The 16,275-nt window shown below is 40.6% G+C and carries 14 protein-coding genes; all 14 read left to right on the top strand.

Annotated elements, in window-relative coordinates:
- Positions 1 to 33: 33 nt before the first annotated feature.
- The 14 genes from T344_RS0104325 (at position 34) to T344_RS0104390 (ending at position 16,272) form a co-directional block, all read left to right on the top strand.
- On the top strand, positions 34 to 1,794 hold the full coding sequence (locus T344_RS0104325) for a sensor histidine kinase (protein WP_027627686.1): 1,761 nt from the start codon (positions 34 to 36) through the stop codon (positions 1,792 to 1,794).
- 17 nt (positions 1,795 to 1,811) lie between these two features.
- A complete protein-coding gene (locus tag T344_RS0104330) occupies positions 1,812 to 3,410 on the top strand; it encodes a helix-turn-helix domain-containing protein (RefSeq protein ID WP_027627687.1) in 1,599 nt (532 codons plus the stop codon).
- The gene (locus tag T344_RS0104335) at positions 3,403 to 4,692 is read left to right on the top strand and encodes an ABC transporter substrate-binding protein (RefSeq protein ID WP_027627688.1); all 1,290 of its coding nucleotides are present in this window, start codon (positions 3,403 to 3,405) and stop codon (positions 4,690 to 4,692) included. The genes T344_RS0104330 and T344_RS0104335 overlap by 8 nt, the downstream gene beginning before the upstream one ends.
- Before the next feature lie 237 nt (positions 4,693 to 4,929).
- Entirely contained in the window at positions 4,930 to 6,276 is a 1,347-nt protein-coding gene (locus tag T344_RS27585; protein WP_051571579.1) for an ABC transporter substrate-binding protein, read from the top strand.
- 76 nt (positions 6,277 to 6,352) lie between these two features.
- Positions 6,353 to 7,279 carry a carbohydrate ABC transporter permease gene (locus T344_RS0104345; protein ID WP_027627689.1) on the top strand — a complete coding sequence of 309 codons (927 nt, stop codon included), beginning with the start codon at positions 6,353 to 6,355 and terminating at the stop codon, positions 7,277 to 7,279.
- Positions 7,272 to 8,102 carry a carbohydrate ABC transporter permease gene (locus T344_RS0104350; RefSeq protein WP_027627690.1) on the top strand — a complete coding sequence of 277 codons (831 nt, stop codon included), beginning with the start codon at positions 7,272 to 7,274 and terminating at the stop codon, positions 8,100 to 8,102. The genes T344_RS0104345 and T344_RS0104350 overlap by 8 nt, the downstream gene beginning before the upstream one ends.
- A 154-nt stretch (positions 8,103 to 8,256) precedes the next feature.
- The gene (locus tag T344_RS0104355) at positions 8,257 to 9,267 is read left to right on the top strand and encodes a LacI family DNA-binding transcriptional regulator (protein WP_027627691.1); all 1,011 of its coding nucleotides are present in this window, start codon (positions 8,257 to 8,259) and stop codon (positions 9,265 to 9,267) included.
- 165 nt (positions 9,268 to 9,432) lie between these two features.
- Positions 9,433 to 10,560, top strand: coding sequence for a glycoside hydrolase family 172 protein (locus tag T344_RS0104360; protein ID WP_027627692.1), 1,128 nt, complete (start codon positions 9,433 to 9,435; stop codon positions 10,558 to 10,560).
- A 48-nt stretch (positions 10,561 to 10,608) separates the two neighbouring features.
- Positions 10,609 to 11,580, top strand: coding sequence for a ribokinase (locus T344_RS0104365; protein ID WP_027627693.1), 972 nt, complete (start codon positions 10,609 to 10,611; stop codon positions 11,578 to 11,580).
- Positions 11,581 to 11,597: 17 nt separating this feature from the next.
- Entirely contained in the window at positions 11,598 to 12,206 is a 609-nt protein-coding gene (locus T344_RS0104370) for a KpsF/GutQ family sugar-phosphate isomerase (RefSeq protein WP_027627694.1), read from the top strand.
- Between the two features lie 111 nt (positions 12,207 to 12,317).
- Complete coding sequence (locus T344_RS0104375) at positions 12,318 to 13,004, top strand: response regulator transcription factor (RefSeq protein WP_027627695.1); 687 nt, start codon at positions 12,318 to 12,320, stop codon at positions 13,002 to 13,004.
- Entirely contained in the window at positions 12,997 to 14,292 is a 1,296-nt protein-coding gene (locus T344_RS0104380; RefSeq protein ID WP_027627696.1) for a sensor histidine kinase, read from the top strand. The genes T344_RS0104375 and T344_RS0104380 overlap by 8 nt, the downstream gene beginning before the upstream one ends.
- Before the next feature lie 224 nt (positions 14,293 to 14,516).
- Positions 14,517 to 15,539 (top strand): efflux RND transporter periplasmic adaptor subunit, encoded by a 1,023-nt coding sequence (locus T344_RS0104385; RefSeq protein WP_027627697.1) that lies wholly within the window; start codon positions 14,517 to 14,519, stop codon positions 15,537 to 15,539.
- 61 nt (positions 15,540 to 15,600) lie between these two features.
- On the top strand, positions 15,601 to 16,272 hold the full coding sequence (locus T344_RS0104390; protein ID WP_027627698.1) for an ABC transporter ATP-binding protein: 672 nt from the start codon (positions 15,601 to 15,603) through the stop codon (positions 16,270 to 16,272).
- Positions 16,273 to 16,275 lie beyond the last annotated feature (3 nt).

Here is a 16,275-nt window from a genome sequence, read left to right on the forward strand (position 1 = left end):
TATATTTATAAACATGAATTGAAAGAAGATATTATGAAAAAATTCAATATAGAATTCAAAGGCTTAAGTAAAAGAATTTTTACTAATTTTTTATTGCTAATTCTCGTGCTTTTAATATTTATGGAAGCCGCAACATATTATATAATGCAAACTACTATAAATGAAATAAACAATAATTTTATTCAGGTGGAGTTAAGGCAGAAAAATGAGAAACTGAATAATTTTGTAAAAGAGATTGATAATTTTTCCAAAACCATAATTTCAGACAGAGAGACCCTGGATCTGCTTTTCAAAAACAGCAATACCGAAGTATCCAAAGACGAAATATCACGGGATATGCAGTATGTGCTGTCAAATGATATTGATGCAGTATTCCTTTTCTCTAATGCGGGGAATACCTTCAGCGAATCGGACAATGAATTGAGAGAATATTTTTCCAGGAATATTGAAAAGATTAAATCTGAAATAGCTGATACAAACGGAGAAATGGTTTTCCTGGACAGCAGGTTCATTCATTATGCCGCAGATAATCACGGCGACTACATGTTTTTTGTTGCCAGGAAGCTCAGGAGTATTGATACGTTTGAGGATCTGGGTATAATGATTATGGCTGTCAGGGAATCGCTTTTATGGAAAGACACTTATATGGAGGGCGAAAAAGGAGATTTTTATATTGCAAACAGTGCCGGGAAGATCATATCCAGCAAGGACAAGGACCGCATAGGCATAAACGTGACGGCAGAGCTGGGCAGTTCCATTGCTTCAGAGAAGCTTAAATCTTCAAAAGGGCATTTTATCACAAATGATCTTGTTGTTAATACCCTGTATAACCAGCAGACAGGCTGGGTATTGATGAATGCTGTGGCCATCCATGAGATTAATGCAAATTTTTACTATATTCAGAAATTTATCTTAATAATAGGAATAGCAGCAATTGTGGTAGCCGTTTATATATCGGTGCTGATATCCAGCAATGTCACAAGGCCCATAAGGGACATGATTTTTACCATGAGAAAGGTTTCCGATGGGGATTTGAATGCTCAAACAGACCTGTCCCTGACAAAAGGTGCAACAGAGGAAGTAAGAGAACTCAGCGAAGTTTTCAACCATATGACCATGCAGCTTCAGAGCCTGCTGGAAGAGGTTTACAATGAGGGACTGAAGGAAAAGGATGCGGAGCTCAGAGCGTTAAAGGCCCAGATTCAGCCCCATTTTTTGTATAATACCCTTGATACCGTTTATTGGATGCTGATAGATAAAAATGATTATGAAATTGCCGACATAGTAACCAAACTGGGGGAAATCCTCAGGTATAGTATAAAAAAGGGCAGTACGAACGTATTCGTCAGGGAGGAGGTCCAGCAAATCAAAAACTACCTGTTTTTGCAAAAGGCACGTTTTGAGGATTGTCTGAACTATGAGATAAACATTGATGAATCCATAATGGAATGTGAAATGCTGAGTTTTATAATCCAGCCCTTTGTGGAAAATTCAATTAATCATGGGCTTATGCAGGACAAGGGTTATGGCAATATTACAATAAACGGGTTCAGAGACGGAGAAAATTTGATTTTTGAAATTATAGATGATGGGTCTGGAATGACGGAGAAGGAAATAGAAGAACTGTTCAGAAAAAAGAAGGATGTCAAGGAAAGCCATGGGGGTATTGGGGTTCTCAATGTACATGAGAGAATAAAATATTATTACGGCGGGAAATACGGAGTAAAAATTGAAAGCCGGAAAGGTTTCGGAACAAAAGTAATTGTAGAAATATCTTTAACAATGATGCATTAAGTTTCAAGGAGGCATTTATGAATCTTAATATCATGCTTGTGGACGATGAACCAAAAGTACTGCGAGGATTGCGTTCCATGATTGAGAGGTCGGGCGGGGACTGGTATATAGCGGGTGAATATAAAAACGGTGTTGAGGCCTTGGCTGCGGTTATTAATCAGAAACCGGATGTTATTATCACAGATATAAAAATGCCATGCATGGATGGTCTGGAGCTGGTTCAAAGGGCCAGGGAAATTACGCCTGATATAAAGTTTATCATATTGAGCGGATTCCCTGATTTTTCCTATGCACAAAAAGCAATCAGGCTTGAAACGGTGGATTACATTCTAAAGCCACCTGACTACAGGGACATTATAAGCAGCCTGAAAAAAATTGAGCAGATGCTGATGGAAAGAGACAGCAAAATCAAAGAGGAAGGCGAGCTTAAGCTTTTTAAAGAAAAAGCGTTGCTGCAGCTTAAGGATAAATTTTTCATGGACATGCTGTATGAAACAGCTCCCGGACATTCAACGAGAAAGGTTCCGGAAAATGAATGCTTTTACAAAACCTTTGCTTTGTTTATCATAAGGCTTGACAACTTTTCCATTTCAGTTTTTCATGAAACAGAAGAGGAAATGGATATGCTGTCTGCAAACAGGCAGAAAGTACAGGCTTCCATTTATAAAAGAGGAGGCTGCATAGTTGATTTATTCGACGGAAGCTTTTGCTGCCTGTTGAACCAAAACCATGAAAGCCCGGCTTACATTAAGACAGTTGCAGGCGAAATACATAGAGAACTGCTTGAAAGCGGTCTCGACAGTATCACAATCGGAATAAGCAAATGCTACAGCAGCCCTGACAGGATCAATGCAGCCTTTAAGGAATGCCTGTATATCTTAAGAAACAAGGTGTTTTATGAAAAAAACAGCATAATACTCTTTGATGAACTGAATGTTGAAAAAAGCTCGGCAGAGTATCCCCTGGATACCGAACACAAATATATTGAGGCCTTACAATTTGCCGATTTTGACAAGGCGGTGGGTATTTTGACCGAGCTTGTTGACAAGGTTGCTGAAATTTCAAATATGGACCCCATTAAGTTTAAAAGCCATATCATGGAATTTGTCATAGTAGTCATGCATAACCTTTTTAAAGACCGTTTTATTGAAAAAATGAAATTCCCCACGACAAACGAGATGTATAAAATGCTGAGCAGGCTTGATAACAAAAATGATATCCAGGACATGCTTATTACTTATACAAGGGAAATATCGGAATATTTTAATGAAAAGAATAAAACAGCTTGCAGAAAGGTTATCAGTGATATAAAGAGCTATATCAATACAAATTATTTTAATGACATAACCTTAAGACAGATTGCGCGGGAATTCTATATGAACGAATCCTACCTGAGCGATCTTTTTAAAAAGGAAACAGGAGAGTCTTTTTCCATGTATCTCAGCACCGTGAGGATAGATCAGTCAAAAGTCCTGCTGATGCAGGTGGATCTTAAAACCCAGGACATTGCCGAAATGGTGGGATATGCAAACTCCAGATATTTTATAAAGGTTTTCAGGAAACTGACTGGCATGTCACCCTCGGAATACAGAGAAAGGATACTTAACAATGGTTAAACACGTAATATCAAGGTGTATCGCCTGTCTGACGGCTATATTGCTGCTTATCAATATTACCGGCTGCTCACCCAGGAGTGAGATATCCCAGGCAGATCATACCGAGAATGTGAAAAATCTGGAGATGTGGAAATTCAGATCAAATAAAGAGGATTATGTAATCAGCAGGTGGGTCAAGCAGTGGAATGAAGAAAATCCAGGTATTCAGGTAAACTTCGAGGTAATCCCGTATAACGATTATCTGACCAACAGGCTGCCTACCGCATTTGCCACCAACAGTGCACCTGATATTTACATGATTTCGGCAGGGAGCTTTCTCAAATATGCCAAGGCGGGGTATATGCTGCCTCTGGATGATTTCATAAGCGACGGACTGAGAAAGGATCTAAATCCTCAGAGCCTGGAGATTGCCACATATAATAAAAAAGTACTGGGAATACCTATAGAAAGGGAACCTGTGGCACTTTATTACAATAAAAAGGTTTTCGAAAGGCAGCACCTGAAGCCGCCCACTACCTGGAGCGAGTTGGAAAGCTGTGCGAAAACAGTGCAATCCGATGATATATCCGGCATTTGTCTGCCAACTCAAATCAATGATTATCAGAATTTCATCTTTTACACTTTTCTTATGCAGACCACCGGTTCAACTGACAGCTATATGGCTGCAACACAATTCGGAACAAAGGGAGCGAAGGCATTAAGCCTATGGAGGAACCTGGCCAAATATAATTATACCCAGGAAACCAGCGTGCAGATACCCTCCGATATTTATCCCTTTGCTACCGAAAAGTCGGCAATGCAGATATGCGGATTCTGGGCTGTACGCATGCTGGAAAAATATTATCCTGATCTTGAATATGGTATAGTTCCGGTTCCGCATCCCGACGGGGGCAGTAGTGTCAGCGTATACGGAGGCTGGTACCAGGCTGTCAATTCAAATAGCAGGTTTGCTCAAGATGCCGTCAAGTTTACCTTATGGATGTGGGGGGAGGATACATCAAGGCCTTTGGAATGGTGTACCGAGGCCAGTTCAAAGGTTCCTGCCAGAAAGTCTGTCATTGATAACAACAGGGACATTTTCTACAAGGGTAAAAATACATTTTTTATGCAGGAAGTCATGTCCAGATCCATACCGGAGCCCAGATATCCGGTGGAGATATCGAGCACTATCAGCAAGGCTCTGCAGGATGCCATGTATTCGGACAAGAAAATAGATGATATCGCCAAATTTGCCGAAGACCAAATTCACGGGTATATTGGAGGCGAAAGTCAGATATTCTGATATGAAAGAAAAAACTTTATAAATATTATATATATAAATATAAAAAAGGTACAAGTCTTGGATTTTGTACCTTTTTTTTTGATGATTTTCAAAAAATATTTTTCGGTTTATCAGGCAGCATTTATTCTTACCAAAAATAGATTACATAATCCAAGAAACGTTACATTACGATTTTTTGCCAAAGGCAATATAATTTGGATGAAACAAATTATATTTCTTTAAAGGAGGATTTAATAAATGAAAAGGAACATGCAAAGATTGGCAAGCCTGGCAGTTGCGGCAGGCCTGGTATTGGGTATGGCTGCCTGCGGCTCAGGTCAAAGTGCTCCAAATGATTCATCAAAGGCCACAAATACCTCAAACACCACAAATACCGCTGTAAATTCAACCGAAAGCTCTGCGGGAAAATCAAAAATCTCATTTTGGACTTTCCATACAAACGCAGAAAAAGAATTTATGGCATCGCTGCCTGAGAAATACAAGGCTGTAAATCCAAACGTTGAGGTCACCTATGAAAATTTCCCCGAATCTGATTACATGGGCACAAAGCTGACAACTGCTTTTGCGGCCAATGCAGGTCCGGATGTATTTGTAATGAGTCCGGGTGATTTCCTGAAATATGCAAACAGCGGCGTAGCAAAGGATTTGACATCATACTTTACTGATGAAATGAAACAGGACTTTTTGCCGAGTGCCATTGATGCAGTAACCGTAGATGGAAAAATTGTTGCAATTCCATTTGAAATAGAATTATTGGGCCTGTATTACAACAAGGACATGTTCAAGGCCGCAGGGCTTGAGGCTCCAAAAACATGGGACGAACTTGTAAATGCGACTAAAAAGCTGAAGAAGGGCGATATTGCAAGCTTGATAGTTGAACCGAGCAAAGGCTATTATCAGAATTTTACATGGTATCCCTTCCTCTGGCAGACAGGTGCCAATGTCATAGATTCAAGCACAAAAACAGCTACCTTTGAAGGTGAAGGTGTTGAAAAGTCATTGAAACTTTGGGGGGATCTTATAAAGGCTGGTGCACCTTCAAAGCTTTCCATTCCATTGACCAATGAAATTGCACTCCTTGGAAGCGGCAAGGCTGCCATGCAGGTATGCGGCACATGGGCTATAGCCAGTCTCGAAAACAATTACCAGGACACCAATATAGGTCTTGTTCCGCTGCCGGTTCCGGAAGGCGGCAAAGCTGCCACAGCTGCCGGCGGATGGAAACTTATGGTGAACGGTAAAAGTGAGAATAGCGATGCAGCTGCAAAATTTGCAATGTGGGCATTTGCCGAGGATACCAGTATCCCTCTGGAATGGTGTACAAAGGTCAAATTCGCTTACTCCCCGAGAAAATCAGTTATTGAAGCCGGTAAGGATGTTTACACAAAAGGTCTGAGAGAGGTATTTACCAATCAAATATATGATTCGGCAGTGGGCGAGCCCAGATATCCTTCTGAAATCGTAAATGCCGTAGGTGATGCACTTCAGAATGTTATGTTCAATAACGGAGATCCAAAGTCGGAAGCCAAAAAGGCAAATGATAAGATTGCTGATTTCCTGAAGACTTACAATGGTGCCATGTAATAAGGAAAACGTAATTTTATGCCGCCCCGGTTCAGTTGGGGCCGGGGCGGTATAAAACAGTCCAGAGGAGATTACCATGAACAATTTATCAATTTCAACAATGACCACAAGAAAAAAATATGGTATAAAAAGCAAAAAGGTAAAAGAGAACCTGTTCGCATATTTTATGCTTGCACCTGATGTCATCGGTATAGCCCTGTTTATATTTGTCCCTATATTAATAGCTCTTTATGTCAGTTTTCATGATTGGAATGTTCTGGAGCCAATGAAATATATCGGATTGGGAAACTATAAAAACCTGCTTTCGGATGGACAATGGTGGCATTCGGTATGGACTACCCTTCTCTATACATTAATGTTTGTGCCCATGGTATTTTGCATCTCACTTTTACTGGCGGTATTTGTGAATTCAATTCCGGGCTCGGCACAGGAATTTTTCAGAACTCTTTATTTTATCCCATATTCAATATCTACTGTTGTGGCCTCCCTTATATGGAGATTTATGATGGATCCTCAGAGGGGTTTCATCAATGATATTTTGAGGGCAATCGGGCTTCCCGCCCAGGATTTTTTGGGAAACCCGAGACAGGCGCTCTTTTGTATCGCATTTATTTCGGCATGGATGCTTATAGGATACTATTCGATAATTTTTCTGGCGGCATTGAAGGACATTCCTGTCAGCTATTACGAAGCGGCATACCTGGATGGGGCAAATTTTTTCCATGTTTTCAAGAGTATTACTTTTCCCTTGCTGAAGGAGGTAAATACTTTTGTACTCATAGTTACTACCATAGCTTCATTTCAGGTCTTTGACCAAATCAAGATTTTAACAAACGGAGGACCTGCTGATGCAACCAACGTATCAGTTTATTATATATATAAAAATGCATTTGAATATATGAAGGTCGGATATTCATCTGCTCTGGCATTTGTATTGTTTGCCATCATATTCGTATTTAGTTTAATCCAGTTAAGGATAACAAAGGGGAATTCAGATGAGTAAAACACTGGAAGCAAAAAGAAATAGAAAGATATATATTACAAAAGTCGTAATTGCGGCGATTTTAGGAATAATGGTGGTCTTTCCCATCTACATGATGTTCATATCATCCGTAAAGCCCAAATCAGATGTGTTTGATATGAAAATCATACCCGGTACATTTACCCTGGATGGCTATACAACTGCATTAAATGAGAATTTTGGGAGATATTTTTCAAACTCTCTTTTTGTTTCGACGGTTGTAACACTGGTAGCCCTGGTATTCCATGCCATGTCGGGATATGCATTGGCCAGGCTCGATTTTGTAGGCAAAAAGGGTATGTTTCTTTGGATCATAAGTACTTTAATGATACCTTTTTCCGTGATTACCATACCTCTGTTCATATTAATGAAGCAGTTCGACTGGCTTAATTCATTCAAAGGTATTATTATACCGGCAATTCCGCACGCATACGGGATATTCCTTTACAGACAGTTTTTCATAACGATGCCCGATGATTTGGAAGAGGCTGCAACGATAGATGGATGCTCATACCTGGGCATTTTCACAAAAATATTTTTGCCTTTGTCAAAATCCATAAGCGTGACTCTGGGAGTGGCATTCTTTATAGCAAACTGGAATAATTATCTCTGGCCTTTAATTGTAACTCAAAAACAAAGCATGTGGGTGCTCCAGGTTGCCCTTGCAAACTTTGTAGGCCGTTCGGATACGCCCTGGAATGCGATCATGGCATCCGGAGTCATCACCGTAATACCAATCATCATAATATTTTTTGCACTGCAGAAGCATCTGGTAGAAGGGATAAAGATGAGCGGACTAAAGTAAAGACGGAGGATTGGGTTATACATGGAGCCCGTCTGCCTGCCGACTGATACCGGGCGTAAATATCCTTCCGGATTGTTGTAGTGAAGAGGCAAGGTATAGTATTATATAGGTGATGCTAGCCAGTACAAATTATAATGATACGGGAGTAATATGTATGAGTACAATATATGATATTGCAAAAAAAGCGGGTGTATCGGCTTCCACGGTATCAAGGGCCCTTAATGGCAGTGGATATTGTGATGAAAGAACAAAAAGCCTGATCCAAAAAGTTGCACAGGAACTGAACTATATACCGGATTCTTCAGCCAAGATGCTGCGCTCAAAAAGGACAAAAAGAATAGTTCTGGCAATTCCCGACATATGCAATCCTTTTTATTTTGATATGATATACGGTGTCAACAGCATACTTGAGAAATATGATTATCTCATGATACTTATTTATACAAAACACAGTCTGGATGAGGAATTGAAGGCAATACAAAATGTTAAGGGAAAAATTGCAGACGGCATGATAATGGTTTCCTTCAATTTCTGTGAAAAAAATATAAAGGCAATCAATTCTCTGAATGTGCCGGTGGTCATTACCAATAAGTATGAATCAGCACATAAAAATGACAGCTTCGATTATGTTTATGTTGATACCTATCTTGGTATTAAAATGGCTACTGAGCATTTACTGAAGCAGGGGCATGAGAAAATTGCCTTTATGGGCGGAAATATGGAGGAACAAACCGGCCGCGAGCGTTTTTTAGGATACAGGGATGCTATTATTGACGCAGGGTTAAGGATCAATGAGAAATACATCCTGCAATCAAACTACACAGAAAGCGGAGGCTATACGTGCACAAGGGAATTGTTAAAGAGGGAAAGCCTTCCGTCTGCCATAGTCGCCGCAAATGACCTTATGGCCATAGGTGCCATGAGTGCCTTGGAAGAGTCGGGCCTGCGGATACCCGACGATATGGCAGTAGTGGGTATGGATAATACACAATCAGCAATCAGGGTGACTCCAAAGCTGTCTTCTGTGGCAATGATGCAGGAGGAAATAGGGCGAAATGCTGCACAGATACTCATGGATAATATCCTGAACGAAAACAGTGAAAAGAAAAGGGTCAGATTGCTTCCCAGGCTGGTAGTCAGGGATTCAAGCGTGCAGATAGGCTAACAGTTCATAATTTTCTTAACAATAATTCAAAAGAAATCAGCCATATAAATTGTAATAATTCTGAGTGCTATCTGCAATAAATTAAAGAGCAGCAGTTCGGCAGGATAATCTCAAATATATATGGAATCGATTTCATATACTGAATAGTAAATAATGGAGGATTCTATGCTTAACGATAACAGAAGTTTAAGTATTTGTCAGAAGAAAAACGGTACCACCAGAAGAATTTCAAGCTATGACAGAACAGGCGGGAACAAGGATTACTACACTCTGCTGCCGGGTACGTCAACTGAAATATTTAATGTAAAAGGTTCGGGTTATATAAGACATATCTGGATGACTATGGCTACAGACGGAATGGAAGTGGCCGAAGAGGAGTTCCTGCCGCGCAAAATTGTGATCAGGGCATACTGGGACAAAGAGGAAAATCCAAGTATAGAGGCTCCCATAGGTGACTTTTTCGGAATGGGGCACGGTATAACAAGGAATTTTACCTCCGAATATCTTATGATGAGTCCGGAAGACGGAAAAGCCTTTAACTGTTTTTTCCCCATGCCCTTTGAAAGTGAGGCCAGAATAGAAATAACAAGTGACGCAAATAACGCCATAAAGTTTTATTTCTATGTGGATTACGAGGAATGTGAAATAAAAACCAATGATTTGAGGTTCCACGCCCATTGGTCAAGACTATGTCCCACCGACGGAGTTACGGACAGGGATATGGATAACGCGGAGTTTGAATTCGGCGGTAAAAATACCACCGGGGAAGGGAACTATGTAATTCTTGATGCAGAAGGAGAAGGACACTATGTGGGCTGCAATTTTAATGTGCATAACCTGAGGTTTACAAAGGAGTGGAACTGGTATGGCGAGGGAGACGATATGATTTTCATTGACGGGGAGAAATGGCCGCCGTCACTTCACGGGACAGGAACAGAAGACTATTTCAACACGGCATGGTGTCCCCAGCAGGAAATATGCACCCCGTATCACGGGCTGATCATGGGAGGAGGTCCAAACTGGGGCGGAAAAATATCCACTTACAGGTATCATATTCTGGACCCCATCGTATTCAGGAAAAGCATAAAAGTGACTATTGAACACGGACACAACAACCACCGCAGTGATGACATATCATCAACGGCATACTGGTACCAGGCCGAGCCTCATAAAAAACAGATACCTGTGCCCCAGGTGAAAGACAGGCTTCCTTTGCCCGACATCAACAGCTTCAATGAAAAAAGCTTTAAAAAGGTTTTTGCCCATGACAATCCTGGGCAGTTAAAAGTCTGATCCTTGTAGAATCGATTGCAGAAACTGTACGGAGAAAGGAGCAAATTTATGGAAAACAAGCCCAAGCTGCTCATAGTCGGGAGCTTTATTATGGATCTTATTTCAACCACCGGAAGGCTGCCCAATGAAGGAGAGACCACAATAGGTATTGATTTTAGCACAGCACCCGGAGGAAAGGGAGCAAATCAGGCAGTACAGGCGGCTTTGCTGGGAGCAGATGTAACAATGGTGGGAAAGGTAGGGAAGGATATTTTCGGTGAAATGCTGATTGGTTCAGCCGGCAAAGCCGGTATAGATATAAGACATGTTATCAGGGACCCGAACGCACCGACGGGTGTAGGAAATATAATGCTGGAATTGAAGGAGGGGCAGAAATCAAAAAACAGGATTCTGCTGATACCGGGTGCCAATATGGCACTTACAACAGAAGACGTGGAATTTCTGAGGGATGAGATAGGAAATTATGATATGGTGATGCTTCAACTGGAAATTCCTATGGAAGTTAATGAGGCAGTTGCGGATATGGCTTATGAAAAGAATGTTCCCATCATGCTGAACTCCGCTCCTTCGGCTCCATTAAGCGGTTCCCTCCTGAAAAAATTGACATATATATCCCCTAATGAACATGAAGCCGCCGATCTTACGGGAATTAAAGTAAACACTTCGAAAAGCGGTGTGGATACTGAAGCGATAAAGACTGCTGCTGAAGTACTTTTAAAAAAAGGCGTCAAAAATGTAATCATCACTCTGGGAAGTAACGGAGCGGCACTGATAAATGCAGAAAAATTCATATACCAGCCGTGTATTGATATTGTGGAGGTCAAGGATCCCACTGCAGCGGGAGATTCATTTATCGGAGCGTTCTGTACGGCAATATGCTCGGATATGGTTGAGGAAGAAGCAATTTTGTTTGCAAGCTATACTGCAACAATCACCGTATCCAGAATGGGTGCACAGCCGTCACTTCCCTTCAGGGCAGAAGTGCTTGCTTTGATGGAAGCTCATAAAAATAATTTATAACAAAGGCGGGAACAGCTATGAATGAAAAGGACGTATTGAAGGATTTCTTATCGACCGTTATAAACGAGACGGAAGATTTAATAGATAAAATAGGCGATGACTTTTACGAGGCTGCCGTCAGCTTGATAGGGGCTGCCGAAGAGGCGGGAAAAAGGGTTCATATTACCGGGATTGGCAAGCCAGGGCATGTTGCCGGCTACATTGCATCCCTGCTGTCTTCCACGGGAACACCTGCTTACGAACTGCACGGTACTGAGGCCGTTCACGGCTCATCGGGCCAGGTAATGGACGGAGATGTCGTAATAGCCATATCAAACAGCGGAGAAACCGCAGAGCTGAAAGCGACGGTTTCGACACTAAAAAGCAACGGAGCTAAGATTATAGGTGTAACGGGACAAAAAAATTCCTGGCTGGCTGAAAATTCGGATGTTTTTCTGTTTGCGGGGGTTGTTAACGAGGGGGATTCCCTGAACAGGGCCCCCAGAGCATCAATAATTGCTGAAATTATTGTCCTGCAGGGCCTCAGTATAATGCTGCAAAATAAAAAAAATATTACACCAAAGCAATATATCAAATGGCATCCCGGAGGTGCTCTGGGGAAATTGAGGCAGGACGAGGCAAAGTAATCTGTGCTTTGTTATAGAGTAGATTTCATTCAGTCCCGGGAGGGCATTAATAGCAGTAAATGAATGTTTTCCTCTGAAAAACGCATACTAAACTTATTTGGAGAATAATTTATGCGTGCACTTGTGATTGAGGATGATAAGCTACTTTCAAATGCAATTTGCAGTAATATAGGCGGTACCTTTGAGTATGAGCAGGCATTTGACGGTGAAGAGGGGCTGTATCTGGCAGAACAGAATATATATGATGTGGTGATTCTGGATGTTATGATGCCCAAAAGGGATGGCTACAACGTCCTGGCTGCCTTAAGGGACAAGGGAATTAAAACGCCTGTTATCATGCTGACTGCAAAGGATGGAATTGATGACAAGGTGAAAGGCTTCAAGCTGGGAGCTGATGATTATCTTGTCAAACCCTTTCACCGGCAGGAACTTTTAGTAAGGATTGAGTCATTAATGAGACGCTCCAAAGGAGCATTGAAGGAACATATTCTAAGTTTTAAGGGACTGACTTTAAATCTCAGCAACAGAACTGCACGGGTCGGGAATGAAGAACTGGCTTTTCAGGGAAAGCAGTTTGAAGTTCTGGAATATCTCGTAAGCAATAAAAATACTATTCTAACTAAAAAACAGATATTTGACAGGATATGGGGCTTTGATTCAGACACGACAATGACCGTTGTTGATGTGTATACCAGCAATATCCGCAGAATTTTGAAAAGCAGCGGGTATGATAAATATATTAAAACAGTGCGGGGAATTGGTTATATGATTACTGACAGCGGAGAAGAGAATGAATGAACACAATATAATCCGAAGGCAGCAGCTGCAAAACATGAAATATAATTTAATTGCCTTTACAATTATCTTTATTTCGTTTGGATTGATCATTTTCACCCAGATAAGGGAATCAGTTTATACAAAGCTGGATTCTGAATTATACAACTCACTTGGTACCATAAAAAGTTTTGTACTGGATCAGAATTTTAATTTGAAAAGACCTGACGAAGGCTTGAGACCAAGGGGCAATGCGGCAATAAACATAAGAAGTCCCAGAATAATACCTATTTTAAGAGCCAGGGACGGCAGCATCATAAATTTCGGGAGTGTAAACGACTCATATTATGATCAATACCTGAAGTATATAGAATTTGATAAAGAAAAACTGAACCGTATTGTTTCCATAAGTATAAGAGATCAATACTATTTTAGAAGTATTACTACCAATGTCGGGACCGATGCCGGTGAAGAACTGTATATGCAGCTGGTAATAAATTCAGATGGCGAGAGGAATTTGCTGCAGCATACTTCGTTTATTCTGATTGTTGGTGTAATTATCTTCAGCATAATGTCCATTTTGGCAAGTCTGATTTTATCTCAAATAACCATGAAACCTGTAAAAAAGTCCTGGAGCAGGCAGGTGGAGTTTGTTGAGAATGTGTCACATGAATTAAGAACACCCCTTACCATAATTCAGAACTCACTGGAATTACTTCTGACTTCACCGGAGGATAAAATAATTGACAGATCGGAGAGTATAGCTATTGCTTTGGATGAAACCTCCTGGCTTTCCAGGCTGATCACAGATATGCTGACACTGGCAAGATCTGATTCTACGATGACCGAGATACACAAAGATCTGTTTTCACTGGATGCTCTGGTTGAAACAGTCTGTCAGCCCTATAGGGATTTGGCTGAAAGCCAGAATAAGGTTTTGGAAGTCAATCTACATTGTCCGATGAATATCAATGCAGATAAAAGCCGGATACACCAGCTTCTGGTTATTCTTTTGGACAATGCACTCAAGTATACCGATGAAAAGGACAAGATATCAGTAGATACCAATATCAAGGACAATAAAGCCGTAATAACGGTTTCAGACACGGGTATGGGCATAAGCGATGAGAATATTGATAAAATATTTGACCGTTTTTTCAGAGAGGATAAGGCACGCAGCAGGGAAAGGGGAGGTATGGGTCTGGGGCTGTCGATTGCGGACTGGATTGTGGGCAGGCATGGAGGCACAATAAAAGTCACACATAATAAGCCCAGGGGGAGCATATTTACTATAAAATTATCCAAAGGGTAAAAATAAGCAGCATTAAAGATAACGTATTTAAATTTTTATACGTTATTTTTATGTTCAAATATGTTCAAAAATTTGTAACAATTTTTATTGTTTGCTTAAGGTTTATTTAAAGTTTCATTAAGGTTTTGCACTTATAATTACATTTGTAGTTAAGATAAAAACAACTGGACTAAACTTTGAATTAAGTCCGCAATCGAAGCGGCAGGCCATGAAAGGAGTAAATGATGAGTGTGAAATCAAGAAATAAAAAAGGTAAAAAGGTATTAATCTCCATTGCTGTTTTATTAGCAGTAATTATTGCGGGAGTATTGACGGTTCCGGGTATTGTAAACGCAAAAAACAACAAAACAGCTGCCGGACAAACTTCGGCTCAAACAAGGACATTAACGGTTGATACACAGGATATTAAACAATCTGTTACAGGTTCGGGTGAGATAGTGTCAGGTGATGAGGAAACATTGGAGGCCGATTCAGATAAGACAGTAGATACAGTTAAAGCTGTTGAAGGACAGGCTGTAAAAAAGGGAGCAGTACTTTTAACATATACGGATGAAACTGCCATAACTGCACCTTTTAATGGAGTAATCGTTAAAGTTACCATTGCCGATGACACCGAAAGCAATCAGCAGAATGCATCAAAAGCTACTGACAGCATTGTCATTATGAGTACCGACAACCTCGTAACAAACTTGTCTGTGGACGAAACTGACTTGAATAATATTAAGGTGGGTCAGAGCGCAGATATTACAATTAATGCATTTCCAGATACAAAATATTCAGGAAAAGTTACAAGCATTTCTGAAACAGGAACCTATGACAATGGCGGCTCAAAATTTCAGATATCAATAAAACTTGATAAGACAACCAACATTAAAATAGGTATGTCGGCTGCTGTGGATATAACGGTTAAAAGTGTGACAGGAGCGGTTGCCGTTCCAATAGAAGCAGTAAGGGGGTCAGGGGATAATGCGTCTGTAATGCTGGTAAACAGCGATGGAAGTGCTTCATCCGTCCCGGTAACGCTTGGACTTGCCAACCAGGCTTATGTTCAAATAGTAAGCGGATTATCTGAAGGTGATGTAATTCAATATACAGTTCAGTCAAGCAGCAGTACCAGAATGATGTCTGGTTTCGGTGGCATTGAAGGCGGTATGTTTAACACAAATGGAGGAATGCAGGGCCGTAATGGGAATGGCAGCGGCAGCCGTTCAATGAGCGGAGGCAATATGGCAAGGCCTCAAAATTAAGATAATTGATTAATAATTTTATCCGTACTTCAGATGCAGATAACTTAAGGAGTGAACATGAATGATTAAAATGAAGGAAATAACTAAAACTTACCAGATGGGTGATACAGAAGTGAAGGCATTGAATAAGGTAACGTTTAATATGGATAAAGGCGAATTCGTTTCAATAGTGGGGCCTTCGGGTTCTGGAAAATCAACATTAATGAATATATTAGGCTGTCTGGATGTACCAGATGACGGTGATTATTTTCTTGATGGAATAGATATAAATAATTCAACTGATTTAGAGCTGGCACATATCAGAAATAAGAAAATAGGTTTTGTTTTTCAGAATTTCAACCTTTTATCTAAATTAAATGCAGTTGAAAATGTAGAGGTGCCTTTAATGTACAGGGGTTTTTCGGCAAAGCAATCAAAGGAAATAGCATATAACTATCTTGATAAGGTAGGGTTGAAGGGAAGAGAGAAGCACACTCCCAAGGAACTTTCAGGAGGACAGCAGCAGCGTGTTGCAATTGCCAGGGCTCTGGTCTGTGAACCTCAGATAATACTTGCCGATGAGCCGACCGGAGCGTTGGATCAGAAAACCGGACTGGAAATAATGGAAATATTAAATGAGCTGAATGGGCGCGGACAGACAATCGTGCTCATAACACATGACCCTAAAATCGCAAAACAGGTGAAGAGAAGCGTAAGTATTATTGATGGTCAGCTTATAGATGAAACGAGGTGATAA

The organism is Ruminiclostridium cellobioparum DSM 1351 = ATCC 15832, from assembly GCF_000621505.1.
In the GTDB taxonomy this organism is placed as follows: Bacteria; Bacillota; Clostridia; order Acetivibrionales; family DSM-1351; genus Ruminiclostridium; species Ruminiclostridium cellobioparum.

Coding starts and splice junctions, on each gene's coding strand:
- T344_RS0104325 (WP_027627686.1), top strand. CDS start 34: ATGAAAAAATTCAATATAGAATTCAAAGGCTTAAGTAAAAGAATTTTT.
- T344_RS0104330 (WP_027627687.1), top strand. CDS start 1,812: ATGAATCTTAATATCATGCTTGTGGACGATGAACCAAAAGTACTGCGA.
- T344_RS0104335 (WP_027627688.1), top strand. CDS start 3,403: ATGGTTAAACACGTAATATCAAGGTGTATCGCCTGTCTGACGGCTATA.
- T344_RS27585 (WP_051571579.1), top strand. CDS start 4,930: ATGAAAAGGAACATGCAAAGATTGGCAAGCCTGGCAGTTGCGGCAGGC.
- T344_RS0104345 (WP_027627689.1), top strand. CDS start 6,353: ATGAACAATTTATCAATTTCAACAATGACCACAAGAAAAAAATATGGT.
- T344_RS0104350 (WP_027627690.1), top strand. CDS start 7,272: ATGAGTAAAACACTGGAAGCAAAAAGAAATAGAAAGATATATATTACA.
- T344_RS0104355 (WP_027627691.1), top strand. CDS start 8,257: ATGAGTACAATATATGATATTGCAAAAAAAGCGGGTGTATCGGCTTCC.
- T344_RS0104360 (WP_027627692.1), top strand. CDS start 9,433: ATGCTTAACGATAACAGAAGTTTAAGTATTTGTCAGAAGAAAAACGGT.
- T344_RS0104365 (WP_027627693.1), top strand. CDS start 10,609: ATGGAAAACAAGCCCAAGCTGCTCATAGTCGGGAGCTTTATTATGGAT.
- T344_RS0104370 (WP_027627694.1), top strand. CDS start 11,598: ATGAATGAAAAGGACGTATTGAAGGATTTCTTATCGACCGTTATAAAC.
- T344_RS0104375 (WP_027627695.1), top strand. CDS start 12,318: ATGCGTGCACTTGTGATTGAGGATGATAAGCTACTTTCAAATGCAATT.
- T344_RS0104380 (WP_027627696.1), top strand. CDS start 12,997: ATGAATGAACACAATATAATCCGAAGGCAGCAGCTGCAAAACATGAAA.
- T344_RS0104385 (WP_027627697.1), top strand. CDS start 14,517: ATGAGTGTGAAATCAAGAAATAAAAAAGGTAAAAAGGTATTAATCTCC.
- T344_RS0104390 (WP_027627698.1), top strand. CDS start 15,601: ATGATTAAAATGAAGGAAATAACTAAAACTTACCAGATGGGTGATACA.